We start from the raw sequence: 21,157 nt of genomic DNA, 5'->3' as shown, positions 1-21,157 counted from the left end.
CAATATATACTTTTCGTTATAGTATAATATAAGAAAATTTTCTTAGTTTAAATGGCATTGCAATGTGATTATCTATCAAATACAAAGGAATTTATTACTGCTAAATACTCCCTAGCAAAGCATGTAGGCACTAGCATCGGATGAAGTGCTGCAGGATATCCATACACCTTCAATCCCTGCCTTTGTGCTAAGAATTTAGCTCTAAACATATGAAAATTATTTGTTACAATAGTTACTTCTATATTTTCACTTCCCTCTAATGCTTCTAAAACTTCTGTTGTGAATTTCATATTTTCTAAAGTGCTGGTTGACTTTTCTTCCTTTATTATCTGCCCCCGTGCTACTCCATGTTTTATTAAAAATCTTTTCATAGCTTCTGCTTCAGTGATACTCTCCCCAGAGCCCTTCCCCCCTGAAACTACTATCTTAACTTTAGGGTTGATTTTAATATACTCTAGACTAGCGTAAAGCCTTTGATAAAGTGCCGTTGACGGAACTTCTCCTCTAACTCCCGCTCCTAGAATCACTAGGTAATCACTTTTATCTTTATGCTTTGATATGGCTGATTGAATTATACATGCTTCAATAACTACAAAGGAAGCTAGTCCTATAAAAAAGCATATTTTTATTGCTGTTCGAGTCTTACCAGGTTTTATTAAAATATATTCACTTTTACTTTTCCGTTTAATTAACCCTAGTGTTATTAATAATACTCCAAGACCCAGATAAAACTCAGCAAAAGTTACTATTCCTCCAAATATTATTGTTCCTATAAAGTAAACTTCACATAATATACCTAAAGCTAAATATATATTACTTTTATTTTTCATAATTCCCCCTAGCCTCTCCTGTTTTAGATATCAATTTTATTTATATAATATCATTATTTTATGGAGCTTATCAGGACAATTAGTTATAATACCATCAACCTTCATATTTAAAAAAAATTTCATTTTCTCTTCATCATCCACAGTAAACACATTTATCTGAGTCCTGTGCTTTTGAGTTTGTTTTATTACTTCCTCATTTATGGCAGGAAAATATGGATGAATAGCATTTGCCCCAACAGTACTTGCATAATTATATGGCTTATAAATCCCTTCCATATATAATACACCTGTATTAATTCCCTTAGATATTTTATTACACTTAGCTATAGAATAGTGATTAAAACTAGATAAAATAACTTTACGATTTATTTTATGCTTATAAATCAGATCAATAAGTTTTTGTTCAATATCTTCATATATTACTATTCCATTTTTGATTTCAAAATTAATAATAATATCTTTATCCAAAGTTAGGTAAATTAACTCCTCAACTGTAGGAATTTTAATTCCTGCAAACTTCTCGTCCATCCAAGAACCAGCATCTAACTTATTTAGTTCCTTATAAGTATAGTCTTTTACAAATCCCTCTCCATTAGTTGTCCTATTAACCATCTCGTCATGAATAAGTACTAACACACCATCCTTTGTTAACTGCACATCTGTTTCTATTCCTGTAGCACCCATTTCTAAAGCCTTTTCAAAGGAAAGCATTGTATTTTCCGGGTAATATGCACTTGCACCTCTATGTGCGTAATTAATAGTCATAATACCAACTCCTTTTCCAAATATTCTTTTTTTTCTATAAGTTTACTTGTAAGCACTCAACCTTTACCTAAAGTGATATTTTATTGTTAATAAACTATTAGTCAATTATATCATCAATATTCCTTATTTTGTTTTATTTATTGTTAAATTATTCAATTAAATTTTATATAAGCAAAGCATTAGAATTTCTAAATCAAATTTCCTGTTTCAAGCTCGTTTGCAAGGTACACAGGGAAATTTCCACTTTTTCTTTAAATACAATTATAGAAATAGGTATAATTAAAATACGGGAAAGCGAAGAAATTGTGGACGCTACTCCTGTAGATATATATATTGCAGCGCTAATAAGGATAAGGACACCCTTATGAATGGACCGAAAAATCACCCTATGGAAATATATTTTACAGCTTTAAAATCTTTCAATGCTAGAGCTAAAGATACTCCAATATCATGTTTTATTTGAAAATTCACTATATTTCTTCGACAATCGAAATACTTTTATTTTTAAAATTTATCATTGTAAAACTAAACTTTAGAGCTATTGAAATACTAGTACTGCGTTACAATACCTTATTTAAATCTATTATCAATTGATTTTTATTGACAATAGATGAGTAATAATATACTATATATAGACCAGTTACTATAATTTAAGATAGAAGGTGAAAGTAAATGAATAATAAAACTGATTCAAGAGAAAAAATACTTACCACCGCCTCTAGGCTTTTTCAGCTTAAAGGTTATAATGCCACCGGCTTAAATGAAATTTTAAAGGAAAGTGGTTCACCTAAAGGTTCCCTATATTACTATTTCCCAAATGGCAAAGAAGAACTGGCTGTAGAAGCTATAACACTAGCAAGTGAAGCTATAGCAAAAAGTATAAGAGCTGCATTAGGAAAATATTTAAACCCAGTCAAGGCTATGCAATACAATATAAAAACCATAATAGAAGAATTGAATAGTGAAGATGGACTTCAGGATATTTCCATTAGCTTGCTATCTTTAGAAACACATCTCTTAAGTGATCAACTAAGGGAGGCGTGTAAAAAAGCTATTATAGTTATGGAAACTATATACACAGAAAAGTTAATTGAAAGTGGGTTTAATAAAGAAAAAGCTGAAGAGTTAGGTATGGTTATCAATTTAATGATTGAAGGTGCAATTACTGTATCTGTAACCAAACGGGATGTTTCAGCACTTTTAGTGGTAAGTAAGCAAATAGAACTATTATTAAACAATTAAATTCTTATAGTACATATTTTATGTAGGAAGTATTTTTTAAAATATGTAGACTGGTCTAATTGTAAAAAGGAGAATATAATTTATGGAATTTAAAAAAAATAATTTTGAAGAAGATAAGAAATATAATGTAAAAGCTATGATGGCTGTGCTGCTATTTGGAGGCTTTTTATCCCTATTTAATGAGACCCTATTAAATGTAGCATTCCCTTCGCTTATGGCGGAAATGCATGTAACTGCTACCACAATACAATGGCTTGCTACTGGTTATGTGCTAGTAGTTGGTATTCTTATACCAATCACAGCTTTTCTTATTCATAGCTTCAATACAAAGCCGCTATTTTTAAGTGCAATGATATTATTCTTAGTAGGAACAATATTGGCTGTCTTCTCTACTTCTTTCCCTGCCCTGCTTATTTCAAGAATGATACAAGCCACAGGAACAGGAATGCTAATACCTATAATGATGAATACCGCTTTAGTAATAAATCCTCCTGAGAAACGTGGTTCAGCAATGGGTTTATGTGTCTGCGCAATTTTAGTTGGTCCAGCATTAGGTCCAATAGTTTCTGGTACAATATTACACTTTTTAAATTGGCAATTCTTATTTATAATGTTGATTCCCTTATCTCTTATATCAATAATTACTGGCGCAATGTTTTTAGAGAATGTTTCGGTAATAACAAAGCCTAAAATTGATTACTTGTCTATTTTGCTATCAACTATAGGCTTTGCTGGAACCATCTATGGTATAAGTTCTATAAATGATTCAAATGGTAACAATTTAACTATTATTATATCCTTTGCTTTTGGAATAATAGCATTAATTTTCTTTACTAAACGTCAATTATCCTTAAAACAACCAATGTTAGAACTACGTGTTTTTAAGCAACCCGTATTCACACTGTGTATAACACTTCTTATAATTGCACAGATGATACAGTTCTCCATGAATATGCTACTACCACTGATATTACAGAATGGTTTAAATACTTCTTCTTTAACCGCAGCCCTTGTTTTACTTCCAGCCGCAGTAATTGACTGCTTAGTCACACCCGTAGCAGGCAAAATTTTTGATAGGTTTGGAGGCAAAGTACTAATACCTGTTGGCTTATTTATAATATGTATTTTTATGTGGCTATTATCATATATCGGAGTCTCTACATCTATAAAAACAATTGCCATATTATATTCTTTTGTATGTCTTGGTGTTGCTCTATCCCTATCTCCTAGCCAAACAAACGCACTTAATCAATTATCAAGTGAGCAACAAGCGGATGGAGTTGCTATTACAAACACAGCAATTCAGATAGCCGCCGCAATTGGATCCACGCTATTTGTCGGTCTTACGACGGCAGGTCAGAACGATTTTTTAAATAATATAAGTAGCGGAAACACTGCTGAATTTAAGGTACAAGCACTATATAGTGGCTTCCGTTATTCCACGAAAGCTGCAGTTATAGTCATTGTAATTGGTTTTATACTGTCCTTATTTTTAAGACGTGATGTTAAAAATCAAGGAAATTAAAATGGAATTTTTTTTAAACTTGTAACAATATATCCTTACTTAGCGTTATTTTAACGTTGTGTAACCAATAGCATTTACTTTCAGAATTTTGTATGATATATTATTGATTAATAATAATTGTCAATTTTCAAATGTTTATATAATATACTGTTTTGGTTAAACTAAAGTATAGATACTTATATTTTTCTTATAAAAATAAAACTAGGGTTATTAAATTGATGAAATATTAATTTTAGGAGGAAGTATTATGAATGCTATAGAATTAATGATGGAAGAACATAAACTTATAAAAAGAATGTTAGTTGTGGTTCGAAAATTCTCTATTAAAGTACTTAACAATGAGGAAGTGGATTATAATGACTTTAATATTGTTATTGATTTTGTAAGAAATTTTGCTGATAAACACCATCATAATAAAGAAGAGGTTATTCTTTTTAAAAAGATGAGTGAAGTTTTAGGTGAGAGAATAGCGAATGGTCCTATTATGGGCATGTTAGTTGAACATGATTTGGGAAGACTTTTTATGAGCAATCTAGAAGCAGCCTTAGCTAAATTCAAAGCTGGAGATAATGACTCAAGAGTAGATATAATCGCTAATGCTATAGCTTACACTGATTTACTTAATAGACATATCGACAAGGAAGATACCGCCATTTATACTTTTGCACAAAAAAGTTTAAGTAAAAAGCAGTTAGAAGAAATAGATACTCTGTGCTTTACAGTAGAAACTCAGGCTACAAAAAACAACCTGCAAGATAGATATATTAAAATTTTAAGTGAATTAGAATCTAAACTAGATTAGAAGGCAATTGTGGACAGCTGGAAACTGTCCACAATTGCCTTCTACTTATATCTAAAGACCTGCAATTGAAATTTCCCTTATTAAAACGCAGGGGCTACCAAAACAAGATCCCCACCTTGGTATTCCTAGTTTAAAGTCACATCCAACCTCCAGAGTATCTTTCATAACTTCAAAATAGTTACCAGCTATAGTTATCTGCTCAACTGGTCTTATTATTTTACCATTTTCCACTAAAAATCCTTTAGCTGCTAATGAGAAATCTCCTGATATAGGGTTGGCTCCTGAATGAGTTCCCTGAACCTCGGTTATTATAATTCCATTGTCCAAAGCTTTAATCATATCTTCATAGGATTTTATTCCTTTTTCAATATATAAAGTTGTAGGCGCAACCTTTATAAGAGACGTGAAGGATGCTTTTGAAGCATTTCCTGTACTCACTACGCCCTCCACTGTAGCAGTCTTAAGATTATGAAGTAATGTTTTTAGCCTCCCTTTTTCCACTATATCCTTACAATATGTGGCTACTCCTTCTGCATCAAAGGGTGTACAACATAGACTCCCTTTTAAAAATGGGTTGTCAACTATTGTTAAATTCTCAGAACCAATAGTTTCTCCTACTTTACCTTTTAATAGTGATAAGCCTTTTTGAGTATTATCAGCGCTAAAGATTCCTTCAAAAGTTTGAAGAAATTTCGCAGATACTAAATTTTTAAACATCACTCTATATTTACCTGTTTTCACTGATTCTGCATCAAAATAAGCTAAAGACTCATCTACACTTTCTCTTGCAATTTTTTTTATATCAAATTCACTCATATCGTTTGTGAATTTATAGGCATAGGAATTATTAGTCTTCCCCTCCTTTGTAACAACTGGTTCCATAAACCCATATATGCCGTTAGCTTTAGTGCTAATGTCCAATCCTTTTGAATTTATTATTCTTCTTTCATTTTCTGTTGTTCCTAAAGAACATTCCCCAGTATTTTTAACATACTCACTACATTTGTAAGCCTCATCTTCAAGTTCAATTGCAAGTTTTATCTTATCCTCTGGTGATATGCTGTTAATCTGCTCATTATATCCATTAAAATCTTCATATTTGTTACTGCCTTTAAAAATAATTTCTTTCTCTTCATTCTCAATAATTTGGGCATTTGACTTTGCTTTTTCTATTAATAATTCTATTGCTTCATCATCCATAATTTCTGTGTATGAATATCCCATTTTCTCTTCATAAATACCTCTAAAGCTTATACCCATAGTTTTATTCAAACTATATTTATCTACTTCCTTTTTAAATATTTCTATATCTAAGCTTTCTCCGGATTCATAATATATTTCATACTCACTAAAGCAAGCTTCTTTCGCTCTTTTAAATAATTTTTCTACAAATTCATTTAATGTCATATAAATTCCTCCTATCTTCCACCTACTGTAATCTCTGATACTCTAATCATAGGCTGCCCTACATTTGTCGGTATACTTCCGCTTGATGCGCCACACATCCCCTGACCATGTTGTAAGTTTTTCCCTACCATATCAATATTGAATAATATATCCGATCCTTTTCCTATCAATGTAGCTCCTCTTACTGGGGTATCTATCTTACCATTTTTAATTAAATATCCCTCCACTACTGCAAAATTAAATTCTCCTGTTACAGGATTCACTGAACCTCCACCCATTTGTTTTGCATATAATCCCTGTTGCATGGTGGCTATAATAGCACTTTCATCATCATTTCCTGGAGCAATAAATGTATTAGTCATTCTTGAGGTTGGTGCAAACTTATAGGATTCACGCCTACTACTTCCTGTAATTTCCATATTCATTCTTCTACTATTTAATTTGTCTATCATATATCCTTTTAAAATACCATTTTCGATTAATACATTCCTTTTAGCTGGAGTTCCTTCATCGTCAATATTTATTGAGCCCCATAAGTTTGGCATAATACCATCATCGATTGCAGTTACCTTGTCTGATGCAATCTTCTCTCCTAATTTACCTGCAAATACCGAGTTGCCTTTTGCTACAGCTGCAGCTTCTAGAGCATGACCACATGCTTCATGGAATATAACTCCTCCAAATGCATTATCTATTACTACAGGCATTTTCCCTGCTGGACAAATCGGTGCATGTAACATAGTAACAGCTGTCTTACTAGCTTGTCTTGCTATTTCTTCAATATTAATAGCATCAAACATTTCAAAGCCCATTTTCCTTCCTGGCCCTTGGTAACCCATTTGGTTTTCTAATCCATTACTAGCTACTGCTTGTATAAATGCTCTTGTCCTTATTCTTCTATCATTAGTTAATAAGCCTTCACTATTTGCTATTAAAACCTTTTGGTCCACATCTGCATAATTTATGGTTACTTGGGCTATTTCACTGCTATAATCTTTAGCTGCAGTATATGCTTTTTTCATTTCTACTACCTTTTTTAGGTTGCTAACAGTGGATGGAACATATAAAATAGGATGAATGTTTGAACATATTCTTTCTGTTAAGTTTATATCTATACATATATCATTATTAATATTTCCTAGGGCACAGGCAGCTTTATAAGCTGTTTCTAATAAGGATCCTCGACTCGCATCATTTGTATATGCATATACACTATTAAGGCCTTTAAATATCCTAATACCTATTCCAAACTCCCTTCCAGATACAGAATTATCTACTCTTCCATCAACCATTGATATATTATTTTTTAAAGTGTCCTCTAAAAATATTTCTGAAAAATCCCCTCCTGTACATAAAGCCTTGCTTAATACTTCCTCGATTAATATTTTTGATAACATGAAATATCACCCCTGTTCTTTAAATTTTCAATTATATCTTTAGATTCTTTTAATTATTTATTGCCCATAATAAATAATTCTGTAGCAAGGGACACCCCTATATTTGAAAGTCTTTCTTTAATAATTTGTCCCTGGTTCTTATAACTTTCATATTGAGGAAAATCTTTAGTTTTCTCAATATAATCATCTACGACTTTATGCATATCTTTTAATTCCTCATCGCTCATTGGATTATCTTCTTCATAATTACATTCAAAATAGATTAATTTTTCTAGCGTTAAACTATTACCAATATCTAATATTTCTTGTTTTCTTAGTGTTTTATTATGATATCCTCCGATCAAAGTCTGAATTTCTGCAATAAAGTGATGGAAATACACATAGGTAAGTTGCGTTTCATTTTGATTATCGCAAAACATTTCTAGAAGCAGAAAATATCCCCCTGGTTTTAAAACTCTTTTCATTTCATTAAGAACTTTTTGTATATTGGGAAGATGATGTATAGCATTTGAAATACATACTGTATCAAAAGTGTTATCCTTAAAATTCAAATTTTCCGCGTCCATTTCTATAAATTCTATATTTTCACCTTTAAATCTCTCTATTGCCTTTTCTAAGGCAATAGCATTCATATCTATACCTATTATCTCTGTATAATCCTTTAAATTTTCTTTAAGTAAATCAATAAATTCTCCTCTACCCGTGCCTACATCTAAAATTTTGCCTCCATAAATATTATTCAAGACACCCTTTATTCTTTCCATGTCATTCCTCCTCCTTGTGTTTGGCTTAGATAATAATTATCAATTGTTATCTACCATTTTCTATATACATTCCTATAAATAAAATTGTTAATAGTATATTTCACTTCTAATATTATACTTCTTATTATAATATTTCAATATTTTCAAATATTTTTTTATGTTGAGTTAATTTTATTAACATTAATTTTTTTATTATTCCTCCACATAAGACATATTCATATATACTCCTTTAACCCATGTTTTAATAATAAATAAAGAATTGAAATTGCATAAATCGTAAGCTAAGCTTTGTATCATAGTAAATTTAATGATATAATTGATTTATTGTCATTAGGCATCTTAAAAAAAATAGCAAGCACGCTTACTAGTTATTTTTTTAAAGATGCCTAAATTAATGACTAAATAAAAAATGTAAAGTGAGAAGATTGAAATGAGAAATGCAAAATTAGAAAGAGCAATAATTAGAATAGATAATGATATTGCAGCTATGAACATAGCTAAAAAATACTTATCAAATTTAGAAGAAATTAATGTTGTGCGAGATACACTAAATAACAAAAGGCAGCTACTCGCAGATGAATTGTATGCTGAGGATAAGAAATGTTATGAAGAATGCTGCGATGTTATAGAAGAAATGTTAGATAAAGAGATGGTAAAAGACGATCAAATAGAATTACTTGAAACCATAAAAGAAAGTTTTGGAAGGCAGGCTCCAAATGCCAGTAAAAAAAGTAGTGGCCTTAATGCTTGGTTAAAACAGCTATGTATTGAATACAATTGGGTTAAAAATGAAGAAACTGATTGGGATACACTAGTTATTACTGGCTTTGGTTTATATGAATAAAGAACAGCTTTAAAGTAATTAAACACCATGTTGAGGTAATCAACATGGTGTTTAATTTACTTTAAGCCAATTTTAAAAATATTACTGTACACTGATTTACCTTTATAAGGATTAATTAACCCATACAGTTGTGCCATTAGGCATATTATCATACACCCATTTACTATCATTTATTGATAATCTTATGCAACCAGCAGAGGCTCTTTTCCCTAAAGTATAATCTTTTACATTTCCATTGGCGTCCATAATTATAGAATGGAATAAATATTGTTCATTCCATGCCACCCAATTCTTCGCTCCACTACTACCTTTAAAAAACCAAGCCCCTCTATTTTGAATAGCAAAAGTACCTCTCACTGTAGGAGAAATATTTCTTCCTGTTGCACAACTCATAGTTTTTAAAAGCTTGTACTTTCCCTCTGTTCCTTGAAATACGTTAACAATTTGACGATTAAGATCTACCCACATGAAATATTTAGTGTTACTTTTAAAGCTTTTAACATTTACATAGCCCTCTAGTTGCACTGTTGAAAGCCTAACTGTGTTAGTTTTCGGATCATTAGGTATTATTAAACTATATGCTTCTACCCAGCCATATTTCCCTACATTAGTTTTTATATAATACCATTTATATCCACTGTCTTTAATAACCTCTACCTTGATTCCTTTTTTTACTAAGGCAAGTTTATTAGATTTAGTCGACATCTGTGCATATAAATCTGAATCCCTTGATATGGTGGCAATTACTGGCGATGCTTTTACCAGATCATTATAATTAACTTCAATTTTTAAAATTGTTAAAGTTAAAATTACTTCTGATTCATATCCTTCAACTTTTCCTTTTAAAGTATGTATTCCTACTTTAGTTGTATCTACAATACTGCTATCCCAAATAACATCCTTATCTTGACGTATACCATTACTTAAATCTACTGTTACTTTTTTTTGAGGGATATATGCTTGTCCCTGTTTTATAGATAAGTTGATATTATTTACTTTTAATATAGACACAGGTTTTTCTATGACAAACATAATACTGTGAGCTTTGGTTAGTGGCTTACCTTCAATTGATTGTAATTTATCACCTATGTTTAATTGGTATTTTCCACCTTCTACATACCCATCAATAGGTGGTTTTATTATAACCTTTTTTTTATCTTCACTAAGTTCTAGAATTACATTCATCTTTTGCCCTTGATCATTTATTACAGTAATATTGTCATAGGCTAGTTCATCAGATAAAATAGAATAATTGAAGGTTATTGTCCAAATTTTATCCTTTGCAACCTTTTGTTCATCTTGTAAATTAACTGCTAGAACATTAAAAGACTTGCTCATTATAAAAACCATAAAAATCAATCCAAAAAAAATCTTTTTACAAACTCTCTTCACTAAAATCCCCCTAAAATATAAAAATATTATTTTATTATCTCATACATGTAGATTTTACCCTATTGTCCATTTAAAAACAATAAATAAATTCATTAATATTCAATAAGTTTAATTTTTTTACATTATGGCTATAAAATATAGGCTTATGTCTTTATAATAATAAAAGGCTGCCTATAAAAATAAGCAGCTTTTTAATGTTTTTTATTTTCCTACTTCAGGAACTCTTTTTGCATCGTCACCCTTCATCTTCTTATTATTATCACCTTTAGGTTGAACTTGAGGTCTACTCATTCCTTTTTTTGGCATAATTTTCCCTCCTAAATTTTTCTTAACTTAACCATTACATTTATTATCTTTTACATATTATTTTGTTTAATACATTTTATTTTGTTAATACACTTTATTGTTCAAATAAAATGCTTTGATAATTAATTAGTTGTGCATTATACTATAATTGTATTATTTGTGTAAAGGAGGGGGCATAATAATGGCTAAAGGTTTTATACTGGACAAAAATGATGCAGGTGAATATTTTGTTTCTTTTAAACGTGATAATAGTGACTTAGATTTACGAATACAAGGAGAATCTCCATCTACGGATATTACTCATGAGGAAATAACTAGCATTCTAGAAAAATATGGTCTTTCCACTGCTACTTGTACTGTGGATAAGGAACAGGTTTTAGCTGCAGCTCGAGAATTAAATTTTGTTGCAGGAATTGATAATAAATGACGGGGGAACTCCCCGTCATTTTATTTTCTACTATTCCCCTCTAAGTTCATTATTAATTCCTATGACTTCCTCTTCATTTAGACTTGTCAAGTCCATAATTCCAATAATACCCATGCCCTTTTGGAGCATATTTTTCACATTTTCAACTTGTTCTTCATGCTGGCCTTTTGGTAATTTTGTTTTTTTCATAAACCTTTATTTTCCTCCTCTACAATTAAAATAAGATATTGTAATGGTATATTACAATATCTTATTTTAACCTGTAAAGAAACTTTTATGCTAAGTTAATAATACTCTATTTAGTTACTTTTATTTTCTCTAGTTTCACTTGATTTCTGCTCTATTTCTTCTTTTATTTTTTTATCATTGTTTTTTATGTTAATTTCTACTCATATTTATCTTATGTAAATAGCAATTATTAATTGTTATCCCATATTCTTCATTTCCCCTATATATACGAAACATGATATTATTTATTAGAGGGTTTTTGATTTTTTTGAATTGAATTTTATATTTCTTTGGAAAATATATTTATGTTTCTTTTCCCTCTTAAACTTAGTAGTATTTACGTATAAAGAATATAAGGGGTGGACAAATGAACTTAAAACTTCTTTTTCATAAAAATAAAAAAACAGTCTCTGGTTTAGATGAAGAACAGAGTTTTAATATAGATGCTTTACTTCCCGAAAATCGTAGCAATTTTATTCAAGCTAACAAAGGTTTTATTTATTCAACTACAAGTAAAATCTGCAAAAGGCATTTAATTTGGGAAAATGATGAAGAGCTTAGTATTTCACTTATGGCCTTTAACATGGCCTGTGACAAATATGATGAAACTAAAGGAAATTTTTATGGTTTTGTTAAAATCATCGTTAAAAATGCACTTATAGATTTTTTCAGAAGAAATAAAAACTCTCCCAATCTAATCTTTGATAACAATAATGGCAACGTGGATTACATAGACGGGAAGAATTCTATTAACAATTTTGAAATTCAAATTGAGAATGAATTTAGGGCTGATGAAATAAAGTTATTTTCAGAGGAGTTATTAAAGTACAAAATCAATTTTGATTCTCTTATTAATTTATCTCCTTCTCACAAGGATACTAGAAATAATCTATTAAACCTTGCTTTTTTATGCGCTAGAGAAGAATCAGTGCTTAATCATTTAAAGACCAAAAGAAGGCTTCCAACTAAAGAAATAATAATATTAACTGCCTCAAATAGAAAATTAATTGAAAAATGGCGTATATATATAATTTCTTTGATATTGATACTTATAAATCCAGAATATGTGTATTTAAAATCCTACCTAAATATAAAAGAGGGTGAACTAAATGATTAAAACAGGTATTGTAATGTGTATTGTTAATAAAAAAGTTGGGATTATGACCTCAACTGGAGAGTTTGTATATATAAAAATCAGTAAAGTATTACCTAAGGTAGGTCAAATTCATACAGGAGAATTATATAAAAAAAATTTATTTCCCTATAAATATGCCATAACCGCTGCTTCATTAATGTTTCTACTTATTTCTAGTGTGGTTGCTTATGGCTACTATACTCCAGTTACAGATATAGTTCTTAATATTAATCCTTCTATCTCTCTTAAAGCTAACAGATGGAATAAAATTATTAGTTCTAAAGGATTAAATTCAGATGGCTCCACAATACTTAATAATATTGTGTTAAATAACAAGTCTATAGATAGTGGTCTTGAGCTTTTAGTTAAAGAAGCTAAGGCTCAAAATTTTATAAACGCTGAATATATAAATGATAAAAAAAATATTACTGTTGATATCAAAGGTAATAAAGATAACTCTATAGATATTTCTAATTTTAAAAATATTATAGATAGTAATAATCTAAATATTATAATTAATTCTTCTTCAAGGAATAATAAAAAAGTAGATATTACAGTTAATAATAAAAAAATAGATATCTCCACTTTGAATGAGAATAGTCATAAAAAAGAGTCCATTAGTAAAAATGAGAATGCCAAGAAACATCTTCAAAAAGAATCTTTAGCAGACATTAATACTAATAAAGCAAATGATAAATCCTCACAAATTAAAGAAAAAGTTAAAAACAGTGACAAACCAATTAAAAGTAAAGAGGATAAAATTAAAGAGGATGATAAATCTGAAAACAAAAATTCTAATAATTCATCAAATATAAAAAAAAATATTAATCCAAATAAAGTTAAAACCAACTTACCGAATAAGAAAATCAAAAGTGTGAAAATGTATGATGATAACAATTCCAAGAATAATTCATTTCAAATGAAAAAAAAAGACAATGACCATAAGCGTTCTAATAGTTATGAAAATCAACAAAAAACAGACAATGTACTCAATAATTTCCTTAAAGATTTTAAGGATTAATCACTAGAAATATAAAGCATATATTCTATATATTTTGTAGTATTAAAAATCTCACATTTGTAAAAGATAATAATATAAAATTAAAAGGGAGGCTTTTAATATGCGTGAAGGATTAATTCCAACTATGCTAGGTACAGTTGTAACTGCTGCAGGTGCATCATTTTCAAGAAATAATATGAAAAAGAAAAATATGCTTCCTATGATTGAAGCAGGTGTTATTGGATTTGGCTTAGCCCACATAGTGCTAGGAGCCATTGATCTTGTGGAGCATAGAAGATAATTTAACTTTCAAACAAAATATTTTAGAATAAAAAAACTGATTAGAAATTTTATTTTCTAATCAGTTTTTTTATACCACTAATTTATAATAAAATATTGCTTACTTTCTATTTTTTATTTATATTTACATTTATTGTATTTCATTTGCAATAGTGTTAAAATAGTATGACTGAATGTTTAAGAATATTACAAACTTTCGGTATAAAAAAATACACAGCTCGAAAGGAGTTACATATTATGTTAGAAATCAATTTCCTTATAGACTTAGCCATCATTTTATTAAGCACCAAAGTTTTAGGCCTAATAACAAAAAAAATCCACATGCCCCAAGTAGTTGGTGCACTACTAGCTGGATTAATTTTAGGTCCTTCAATGCTTGGTATTATTCATGAAACTGACTTTATATCAAAAATGGCAGAATTAGGTGTAATAGTATTAATGTTTAGCGCTGGCCTCGAGACTGACATGAAAGAATTAAAAAAGTGTGGAAAAGCTTCATTAATAATTGCAATAATAGGTGTAATTTTGCCTCTTATTGGTGGTTTTGCTGTGGCAGCATTTTACAATAATAGTGGACAATTATTAAATATGTCTACAGGAAAATTATTAGAAAATATTTTTATAGGAGTTGTGCTTACTGCTACCTCTGTAAGTATTACCGTAGAAACATTACAAGAACTTGGTACACTAAAAACTCGTTCAGGAACTGCTATATTGGGAGCAGCTGTTATAGATGATGTAATTGGTATAGTTATTTTAACCATAATAACAAGTTTAGCAAATTCTTCTGTAAATATTGGTTTTGTTCTATTTAAAATTATTGTTTTTTTTGTAATTACCGTAATAATTGGTATTATATTTTATTATGTTTTTAATAAATTAAGCAAATTTCATGGTCCTAAAAGAAGAATATCTATTTACGGACTAGTTTTCTGCTTATTAATGGCTTTTATGGCAGAGCGCTATTTTGGAATAGCTGATATAACCGGTGCTTATATTGCTGGAATAATTATTTCAACCACTTGTGAGTCAAGATATGTGTCTATTAAAATAGACACCCTGTCGTATCTACTTCTTTCCCCTATATTCTTTGCTAATATCGGAATAAAAACCACTATTAGTACTATGGACGCACCTATGATAATTTTTACAATAGTACTACTTATAGTAGCAATATTAACAAAGATTATTGGTTGTGGACTCGGGGCAAAAGTTTGTAAATATACAAGCGTGGAATCTATAAGAATTGGTATAGGTATGATTTCTAGGGGGGAAGTTGCCCTTATAGTTGCAAATGTTGGGGTAGCAATGAATCTTATGTCAGATAAATTTTTTGGACCTGTAATCATCGTGGTAATCGCAACTACTTTAATTACTCCTATACTTTTAAAATTTGCCTATCTTCCCAATAGGAATCTTAAACCAAATTTTCAATCACCTAATGTATAGATGAGGCTAATGGAGACTAGCAACAATTATTAATTCATTAAGTAATGATTGTTACTAGTCTCCATATAAATATTTCATAAATATGTTATAATATTGTTTATAGATATTTTAATTGTCGAAATGTTCGTAAACCTAAATACTATGTTCAATAAAATTAACAATATGGAATTAAGGGGGTTTTTATATGATTTTAATTAAAGATGCCAATATACATACAATGGCTAAGGAGAATTTCGAAAATGGAATGATCTTAGTTGATCATGGTAAAATTATCGCTATTGGAAATGACGTAAGGCCACCCGGCAATGCAGAAATCATTGATGCTAAAGGTAAGTTTGTTATGCCAGGAATGATTGATGCTCACTGTCATCTAGGAATGTGGGAAGATGGAATGGGCTTTGAAGGTGCCGATGGTAATGAAGCAGTTGACCCAGTTACTCCTCATTTAAGAGCAATCGACGCAATTAACCCTAGGGACATATGTTTTAAAGATGCATTAGAAGCTGGAATAACAACGGTTGCAACTGGTCCAGGTAGTGCTAATGTTATTGGTGGACAGTTTGCAGTTATTAAAACCTATGGAGATAGAATTGATGATATGATTGTAAATGATTGTCTTGCTATGAAGGTAGCTTTTGGTGAAAATCCTAAAAGAGTATATAACTCCCTCAAAAAATCTCCAAGCACAAGAATGGGCACTGCTGCAATACTTCGAGAAAATCTTTTTAAAGCAAAGGTGTATATAGAAAAACAAAATAAAGCCTTAGAAACCCCTGATAAAGCACCTGACTTTGACATGAAAATGGAAGCACTAGCAAAGGTTATAAAAAAAGAGATCCCTCTAAAAGCTCATGCTCATAGGGCTGATGATATACTTACTGCCCTTCGAATCGCCAAGGAATTTGATATAGATATAACCCTTGACCATTGCACTGAAGGCCACTTAATTGTAGATTATTTAAAAGAAGGTATTCAAAATGGTATAATCTTAGGCCCAACATTATCTAATAGGTCAAAAGTAGAACTTCAAAATCTAACTTTTGAAACCCCGGGGATCCTTTCAAAAGCAGGCATAAAGGTAGCTATAATGACAGATCACCCTGTTATTCCCCTTCAATATCTTCCAGTATGTGCAGGTATTGCTGCAAGAGAGGGTATGGATGAAGAAGAGGCTCTTAAGGCAATAACTATAAACGCTGCAGAAATACTTGGTATACAAGGCAAAGTTGGAAGCTTAGAACTTGGAAAGGATGCAGATATTATTATATATAGTGGACATCCCTTTGATTTAAGAAGTAAAGTAGAGTTTGTAATGGTTAATGGTAAAATTATAAAAAACAAATAAGTAAAGGCTGTTAACATAATAATTATGTTAGCAGCCTTTTTATTTTATAAAGGGGATTTATAAAAATTTTACATTTTAACCGTTGTCTTTACTTCTACCTTTTTTGCTGCAACTAAGAAAATTATCATTGCTGCAATTGCTGCTATAACCCCTACTGGATATGAAATGCCTTGAGAAAGCTTAAAACCTTCTGGTGCAATTAAAATGTAGGAAGTACATACTGCTGTCATAAATGTAGCTGGCACTGTTGCCATCCAATGTTTTTTGCCTATATTAACCATATACATACCCGCTGTCCACAATACTATAGTAGCTAAAGTTTGATTTGACCATCCAAAGTATCTCCATATTATTGCAAAATCCATCTTAGTTAATATGAAACCTATTAAAAATAGTGGAATACTAATCATGAATCTATTTTTAATAGGACCTTGATTAAATTTCAATGCATCAGCTATAGTTAATCTTGCACTTCTGAATGCTGTGTCTCCAGAGGTTATAGGACAAGCTACAACTCCAAGTATAGCCAATATTCCACCAACTTTTCCAAGTAAACTAATTGAAGATTCATTTACTACCCATGCTGCTGTATGACCTGGCAAAGCCATAGTAGCATTTAATTGGTCAACTCCTCCGAAGAAGCTCATTGCAGCCGCTGCCCAAATTAATGCAACTATTCCCTCTACTATCATTGAACCATAAAATATTTTTTTACCTTGTTTTTCACTAGATATACACCTAGCCATTAAAGGTGATTGAGTTGAATGGAAGCCTGAAATCGCTCCACAAGCAATAGTTATGAATAACATAGGGAATACTGGGTTCTTACCTGGGGCTGAATGCATGTTAACTAAATTAGATATTGTAACTTCTGGAATAGGTAATCCTCCGAAAATCAAAGCACCAGCAATACCCACTGCCATAATTAATAAGCAAAATCCGAAAATAGGATATATTTTTCCTATAAGCTTATCTATTGGAACCATTGTTGCCAATATATAATATGCAAATATTATATAAATTAATATTTGTAAATCCATTCCTGTTAAATCCTTTAAAATACCTGCAGGTCCAGTTACAAAAACTACTCCTACCAGTATTAAAACTATAATTGAAAACACTCTCATAAAGTTTTTAAAGCCCTTACCAAGATATTTTCCTACTACTTCAGGAATACTTGCGCCATCATGTCTTACTGATAACATACCTGAAAAATAATCGTGAACTCCACCTGCAAAAATACATCCAAAGACAATCCATAAAAATGCTACTGGTCCCCACATTGCACCTGCAATAGCACCAAATATGGGACCTAGTCCTGCAATGTTAAGAAATTGAATTAAGAAAATTTTCCATTCAGGCATCTCAACGAAATCTACACCATCTGCCAGCCTCACAGCCGGAGTTTGAATTTTCTCATCTGCGCCAAAAGCTTTTTCTACGATTGTACCATAAATAAAATAACCTACAATAAGTGCAATAATTGCTAAAATAAATGAAACCATTTGAACTCCTCCTAATTATTTAATAACTAAATTATAATATATTTTCGGGAATTGAAGACGATTTCATACATGAAAAAACAAAAAAAGCACATAAAGTGCTTTTATATACCCATTATGTGTTTAAACTCAATTATATTATTTCTACTTACTGGTATATCTACGTTCTCACCTTGTATCTTTAACATATAGGTATTGTTAAACCATGGAACTATTTCTAGTATTTTATCCATATTTATTATATATGATCTATGACTTCTAAAAAAGAATTCCTTTGGAAGCTTTTTATAGAATTCTGATATACTACAATTCACATTGTACTGTTCCCCATTGATATAAATTAATGTTTCCCGTTCTTTTGCTTCGCAGTAAGAAATTTGAGTTATGCTCCTTACAATCATTTTATTATCTTTCCAAAGGGTTATTTTGCTATTTGTAAATTTTTCATCTGAACATTTCTCAATTTTTTTCAATGTACTAACTATACGTTCTTCTGAATAGGGCTTTAATATGTAATCATAAGCTTGAATTTCAAAAGCATCTACAGCATAATCTTTATGAGCCGTAATAAAAATAACAAGAGATTTTTGGGGGAAGTGGCTAATAATTTTACCGAGTGCCATTCCATCCAATTTGGGCATATTAATATCTAAAAAAATAATGTCGGGTTTGTTTAGTTCAATGTATTCTAGTGCAATAATCGAATCATCAAATTCCTCCATTATTTTAATGTTACTAAAATTGTTTATGAAATACTTTAGTTCTTCTCTTGAAGGAAATTCATCATCAACAATAATACAGTTCACATTGTCACTCCCTTATTTTCCTAACATTGAAATGAATACTTGTACCATTCTGGAGTCTTTCTATTTTTAATCCTTCGCCATAAATATATTTTAACCTATTATGAACATTTGAAATACCTATTCTATTTTCTTCCATTTTACTTTCATAGACTTTTTCTATAATCTCTTCTGAAATACCCACCCCATCATCCTCAATTGTTATCATAATATTATTGCCCACAATTTTCTTTATTTCAATTGTCACTGTTCCATGTCCACTGCCCTCTAAAATACCGTGCTTTATAGAATTTTCAACTATTGGTTGAATTATAAGACTTGGGATCTTAACATCTAAATTATCTTCAATATTATAAATTATATGAAGTTTTTCCCCAAACCTTGCTTTTTCTATCTCTATATAGGCTTTAACCTGCTCAAGTTCTCTATAAATGTCTACAGGCTTTTCCCCTGCTTCTAAATTATACCTTAAGTAAGTGGATAAATTTATAATTAACTCTCTTGCGCGATTAGGATTAAGTCTAATAAAAGAAATTATAGTATTTAGTGCATTAAACAAAAAATGTGGATTTATTTGAGCTTGTAGTGCCTTTATTTCAGCCTTATTTGCCATATGCTTTAGCTCTCCAAGTTTACTTATTTCTAGTTGAGTAGAAATAATTTGAGATAATCCTACAGCTAAGTTTATATTTCTAAAGGAAATTGCATTATTTTTGCAATAATATATTTTTAATGTGCCTATCATTTTGTTTCCTTCCCTTAAAGGAGCAATAATTGCGGATTTTAAATTGCAATTTATATTAGGACAATCTATTTGCTCTGCATTAGCTAAGGAGACCAAATTCCCCTCCTTAATAACTTTTTTTGTAGCTTCTGTTATAATTCTATGCCCTTTTATATGATGATCAGCACCTACACCTACATGAGCTAATATATACTCCTTATTTGTTATAGCTACTGCATCTGCACCTATAGACTCTCTTATTATACTACATATCTGTTCTAATGAGTTTTCATTCATTTCTCTAAAATATGGCAAGGTTTTATTAGCTATCTCCAGTGCTATTTGTGCTTGCTTTGCTGCAATCTCTTCCTTTTCATCATAGATTTTTTGAATTATTACTATTAATATTGCAATACCTATGGCATTAGTAAAGCTCATAGGAAAATATATATTTTTTACAATAGTTAAAGCTTTGCTAAAAGGATGTGCCATTGTAAGTATTAAAACCATCTCTAAAATTTCCATTAGAAGTCCACCAATTAACCCATACACCCACTTGTTATTTTCATTTGATATCTTATATAAGATTCCTGCAAATATTCCTGAGATTATAGTGGTTATCATGCAGGGTATTGATGTAATTCCTCCAATATCTATTAATAACCTGTGCATTCCAGCAATTACTCCTGCCATGAGCCCTACAAAAGGACCACAGAGTATTCCCCCTGCCATTACACCAATAATTCTAGTGTTAGCAATAGCCCCATTAACTTCTGTGCCTGTGTAGGTTCCCAAAATCCCAAATGATCCAAAAATTATTGAAAGCATAATTAAATCTCTTTTTTTAAATTTATCCTTTTGCACAATACTTTTAAAGCTTCCTATCCTAGAAACAAAAAAAGCAATAAGAATTACATAACCTAAATTATTAGTAAGACTTCTTAAAAGTTCAATCATACATATAACTCCA

Annotated in this window: 20 protein-coding genes; 10 read left to right on the top strand and 10 right to left on the bottom strand. The window is 30.4% G+C overall.

The window, feature by feature from the left end:
* Nucleotides 1-68: 68 nt before the first annotated feature.
* Together G9F70_RS06475 and G9F70_RS06470 are read right to left on the bottom strand one after the other, a co-directional pair.
* Complete coding sequence (locus G9F70_RS06475) at nucleotides 69-830, bottom strand: YdcF family protein (RefSeq protein ID WP_164945349.1); 762 nt, start codon at nucleotides 828-830, stop codon at nucleotides 69-71.
* A gap of 36 nt (nucleotides 831-866) precedes the next feature.
* A complete protein-coding gene (locus G9F70_RS06470) occupies nucleotides 867-1,595 on the bottom strand; it encodes a glycerophosphodiester phosphodiesterase (protein WP_164945348.1) in 729 nt (242 codons plus the stop codon).
* Nucleotides 1,596-2,267: 672 nt separating this feature from the next.
* On the opposite strand from G9F70_RS06470, the gene G9F70_RS06465 reads away from it, so the two are divergent.
* The 3 genes from G9F70_RS06465 to G9F70_RS06455 all read left to right on the top strand — a co-directional run bounded on the left by G9F70_RS06465 (nucleotide 2,268) and on the right by G9F70_RS06455 (nucleotide 5,164).
* Nucleotides 2,268-2,837: a TetR/AcrR family transcriptional regulator gene (locus tag G9F70_RS06465; RefSeq protein ID WP_164945347.1), complete on the top strand. Its 570-nt coding sequence runs from the start codon at nucleotides 2,268-2,270 to the stop codon at nucleotides 2,835-2,837.
* 82 nt (nucleotides 2,838-2,919) lie between these two features.
* Nucleotides 2,920-4,362 (top strand): MDR family MFS transporter, encoded by a 1,443-nt coding sequence (locus tag G9F70_RS06460; protein WP_164945346.1) that lies wholly within the window; start codon nucleotides 2,920-2,922, stop codon nucleotides 4,360-4,362.
* 247 nt (nucleotides 4,363-4,609) lie between these two features.
* Nucleotides 4,610-5,164 (top strand): hemerythrin domain-containing protein, encoded by a 555-nt coding sequence (locus tag G9F70_RS06455; protein ID WP_164945345.1) that lies wholly within the window; start codon nucleotides 4,610-4,612, stop codon nucleotides 5,162-5,164.
* Nucleotides 5,165-5,215: 51 nt separating this feature from the next.
* Here the strand turns inward: G9F70_RS06455 and G9F70_RS06450 are convergent, their stop codons facing one another.
* From G9F70_RS06450 to G9F70_RS06440, 3 genes are read right to left on the bottom strand one after another with little or no spacing between them, the layout of a single operon-like run.
* Nucleotides 5,216-6,571 (bottom strand): TldD/PmbA family protein, encoded by a 1,356-nt coding sequence (locus G9F70_RS06450; RefSeq protein ID WP_164945344.1) that lies wholly within the window; start codon nucleotides 6,569-6,571, stop codon nucleotides 5,216-5,218.
* Nucleotides 6,572-6,582: 11 nt separating this feature from the next.
* Nucleotides 6,583-7,968, bottom strand: a complete 1,386-nt coding sequence (locus tag G9F70_RS06445; RefSeq protein WP_164945343.1) for a TldD/PmbA family protein — start codon at nucleotides 7,966-7,968, stop codon at nucleotides 6,583-6,585.
* A gap of 53 nt (nucleotides 7,969-8,021) precedes the next feature.
* The gene (locus tag G9F70_RS06440) at nucleotides 8,022-8,732 is read right to left on the bottom strand and encodes a class I SAM-dependent methyltransferase (RefSeq protein WP_164945342.1); all 711 of its coding nucleotides are present in this window, start codon (nucleotides 8,730-8,732) and stop codon (nucleotides 8,022-8,024) included.
* A gap of 430 nt (nucleotides 8,733-9,162) precedes the next feature.
* Between G9F70_RS06440 and G9F70_RS06435 the strand changes: the two genes are divergently transcribed.
* Entirely contained in the window at nucleotides 9,163-9,576 is a 414-nt protein-coding gene (locus G9F70_RS06435; protein ID WP_125001909.1) for a hypothetical protein, read from the top strand.
* A 111-nt stretch (nucleotides 9,577-9,687) separates the two neighbouring features.
* Here G9F70_RS06435 and G9F70_RS06430 read toward each other — a convergent pair whose 3' ends face one another.
* Nucleotides 9,688-10,968 (bottom strand): L,D-transpeptidase family protein, encoded by a 1,281-nt coding sequence (locus G9F70_RS06430; protein ID WP_164945341.1) that lies wholly within the window; start codon nucleotides 10,966-10,968, stop codon nucleotides 9,688-9,690.
* Nucleotides 10,969-11,455: 487 nt separating this feature from the next.
* On the opposite strand from G9F70_RS06430, the gene G9F70_RS06425 reads away from it, so the two are divergent.
* Nucleotides 11,456-11,701, top strand: a complete 246-nt coding sequence (locus tag G9F70_RS06425) for a hypothetical protein (protein WP_164945340.1) — start codon at nucleotides 11,456-11,458, stop codon at nucleotides 11,699-11,701.
* A 30-nt stretch (nucleotides 11,702-11,731) separates the two neighbouring features.
* Here the strand turns inward: G9F70_RS06425 and G9F70_RS06420 are convergent, their stop codons facing one another.
* Complete coding sequence (locus G9F70_RS06420; RefSeq protein WP_164945339.1) at nucleotides 11,732-11,890, bottom strand: hypothetical protein; 159 nt, start codon at nucleotides 11,888-11,890, stop codon at nucleotides 11,732-11,734.
* A 406-nt stretch (nucleotides 11,891-12,296) separates the two neighbouring features.
* Between G9F70_RS06420 and G9F70_RS06415 the strand changes: the two genes are divergently transcribed.
* The 5 genes from G9F70_RS06415 to G9F70_RS06395 all read left to right on the top strand — a co-directional run bounded on the left by G9F70_RS06415 (nucleotide 12,297) and on the right by G9F70_RS06395 (nucleotide 17,158).
* Nucleotides 12,297-13,046: a sigma factor gene (locus G9F70_RS06415; protein WP_164945338.1), complete on the top strand. Its 750-nt coding sequence runs from the start codon at nucleotides 12,297-12,299 to the stop codon at nucleotides 13,044-13,046.
* Nucleotides 13,039-14,085 carry an anti-sigma factor domain-containing protein gene (locus tag G9F70_RS06410; protein ID WP_164945337.1) on the top strand — a complete coding sequence of 349 codons (1,047 nt, stop codon included), beginning with the start codon at nucleotides 13,039-13,041 and terminating at the stop codon, nucleotides 14,083-14,085. The genes G9F70_RS06415 and G9F70_RS06410 overlap by 8 nt, the downstream gene beginning before the upstream one ends.
* Before the next feature lie 100 nt (nucleotides 14,086-14,185).
* Nucleotides 14,186-14,365, top strand: coding sequence for an asparagine synthase (locus G9F70_RS06405; protein ID WP_125001894.1), 180 nt, complete (start codon nucleotides 14,186-14,188; stop codon nucleotides 14,363-14,365).
* 236 nt (nucleotides 14,366-14,601) lie between these two features.
* A complete protein-coding gene (locus tag G9F70_RS06400) occupies nucleotides 14,602-15,813 on the top strand; it encodes a cation:proton antiporter (RefSeq protein WP_164945336.1) in 1,212 nt (403 codons plus the stop codon).
* 184 nt (nucleotides 15,814-15,997) lie between these two features.
* Nucleotides 15,998-17,158, top strand: coding sequence for an amidohydrolase (locus G9F70_RS06395; protein ID WP_164945335.1), 1,161 nt, complete (start codon nucleotides 15,998-16,000; stop codon nucleotides 17,156-17,158).
* A 68-nt stretch (nucleotides 17,159-17,226) separates the two neighbouring features.
* Here the strand turns inward: G9F70_RS06395 and G9F70_RS06390 are convergent, their stop codons facing one another.
* From G9F70_RS06390 to G9F70_RS06380, 3 genes are all read right to left on the bottom strand, one after another.
* On the bottom strand, nucleotides 17,227-18,663 hold the full coding sequence (locus G9F70_RS06390; protein ID WP_164945334.1) for a carbon starvation protein A: 1,437 nt from the start codon (nucleotides 18,661-18,663) through the stop codon (nucleotides 17,227-17,229).
* Between the two features lie 101 nt (nucleotides 18,664-18,764).
* Nucleotides 18,765-19,466 (bottom strand): LytR/AlgR family response regulator transcription factor, encoded by a 702-nt coding sequence (locus tag G9F70_RS06385; protein WP_164945333.1) that lies wholly within the window; start codon nucleotides 19,464-19,466, stop codon nucleotides 18,765-18,767.
* Between the two features lie 4 nt (nucleotides 19,467-19,470).
* Complete coding sequence (locus G9F70_RS06380) at nucleotides 19,471-21,144, bottom strand: sensor histidine kinase (RefSeq protein ID WP_164945332.1); 1,674 nt, start codon at nucleotides 21,142-21,144, stop codon at nucleotides 19,471-19,473.
* Nucleotides 21,145-21,157 lie beyond the last annotated feature (13 nt).

Origin of the sequence: Clostridium sp. FP1, from assembly GCF_011065975.2 — a bacterium.
In the GTDB taxonomy this organism is placed as follows: Bacteria; Bacillota; Clostridia; order Clostridiales; family Clostridiaceae; genus Clostridium_AD; species Clostridium_AD tagluense.
This window is presented reverse-complemented; position numbering and strand designations above follow the sequence as displayed.

Excerpts from the sequence above, each read along its gene's own strand:
- G9F70_RS06475 (WP_164945349.1), bottom strand. The coding sequence starts at position 830 with ATGAAAAATAAAAGTAATATATATTTAGCTTTAGGTATATTATGTGAA.
- G9F70_RS06470 (WP_164945348.1), bottom strand. The coding sequence starts at position 1,595 with ATGACTATTAATTACGCACATAGAGGTGCAAGTGCATATTACCCGGAA.
- G9F70_RS06465 (WP_164945347.1), top strand. The coding sequence starts at position 2,268 with ATGAATAATAAAACTGATTCAAGAGAAAAAATACTTACCACCGCCTCT.
- G9F70_RS06460 (WP_164945346.1), top strand. The coding sequence starts at position 2,920 with ATGGAATTTAAAAAAAATAATTTTGAAGAAGATAAGAAATATAATGTA.
- G9F70_RS06455 (WP_164945345.1), top strand. The coding sequence starts at position 4,610 with ATGAATGCTATAGAATTAATGATGGAAGAACATAAACTTATAAAAAGA.
- G9F70_RS06450 (WP_164945344.1), bottom strand. The coding sequence starts at position 6,571 with ATGACATTAAATGAATTTGTAGAAAAATTATTTAAAAGAGCGAAAGAA.
- G9F70_RS06445 (WP_164945343.1), bottom strand. The coding sequence starts at position 7,968 with ATGTTATCAAAAATATTAATCGAGGAAGTATTAAGCAAGGCTTTATGT.
- G9F70_RS06440 (WP_164945342.1), bottom strand. The coding sequence starts at position 8,732 with ATGGAAAGAATAAAGGGTGTCTTGAATAATATTTATGGAGGCAAAATT.
- G9F70_RS06435 (WP_125001909.1), top strand. The coding sequence starts at position 9,163 with ATGAGAAATGCAAAATTAGAAAGAGCAATAATTAGAATAGATAATGAT.
- G9F70_RS06425 (WP_164945340.1), top strand. The coding sequence starts at position 11,456 with ATGGCTAAAGGTTTTATACTGGACAAAAATGATGCAGGTGAATATTTT.
- G9F70_RS06420 (WP_164945339.1), bottom strand. The coding sequence starts at position 11,890 with ATGAAAAAAACAAAATTACCAAAAGGCCAGCATGAAGAACAAGTTGAA.
- G9F70_RS06415 (WP_164945338.1), top strand. The coding sequence starts at position 12,297 with ATGAACTTAAAACTTCTTTTTCATAAAAATAAAAAAACAGTCTCTGGT.
- G9F70_RS06410 (WP_164945337.1), top strand. The coding sequence starts at position 13,039 with ATGATTAAAACAGGTATTGTAATGTGTATTGTTAATAAAAAAGTTGGG.
- G9F70_RS06405 (WP_125001894.1), top strand. The coding sequence starts at position 14,186 with ATGCGTGAAGGATTAATTCCAACTATGCTAGGTACAGTTGTAACTGCT.
- G9F70_RS06400 (WP_164945336.1), top strand. The coding sequence starts at position 14,602 with ATGTTAGAAATCAATTTCCTTATAGACTTAGCCATCATTTTATTAAGC.
- G9F70_RS06395 (WP_164945335.1), top strand. The coding sequence starts at position 15,998 with ATGATTTTAATTAAAGATGCCAATATACATACAATGGCTAAGGAGAAT.
- G9F70_RS06390 (WP_164945334.1), bottom strand. The coding sequence starts at position 18,663 with ATGGTTTCATTTATTTTAGCAATTATTGCACTTATTGTAGGTTATTTT.
- G9F70_RS06380 (WP_164945332.1), bottom strand. The coding sequence starts at position 21,144 with ATGATTGAACTTTTAAGAAGTCTTACTAATAATTTAGGTTATGTAATT.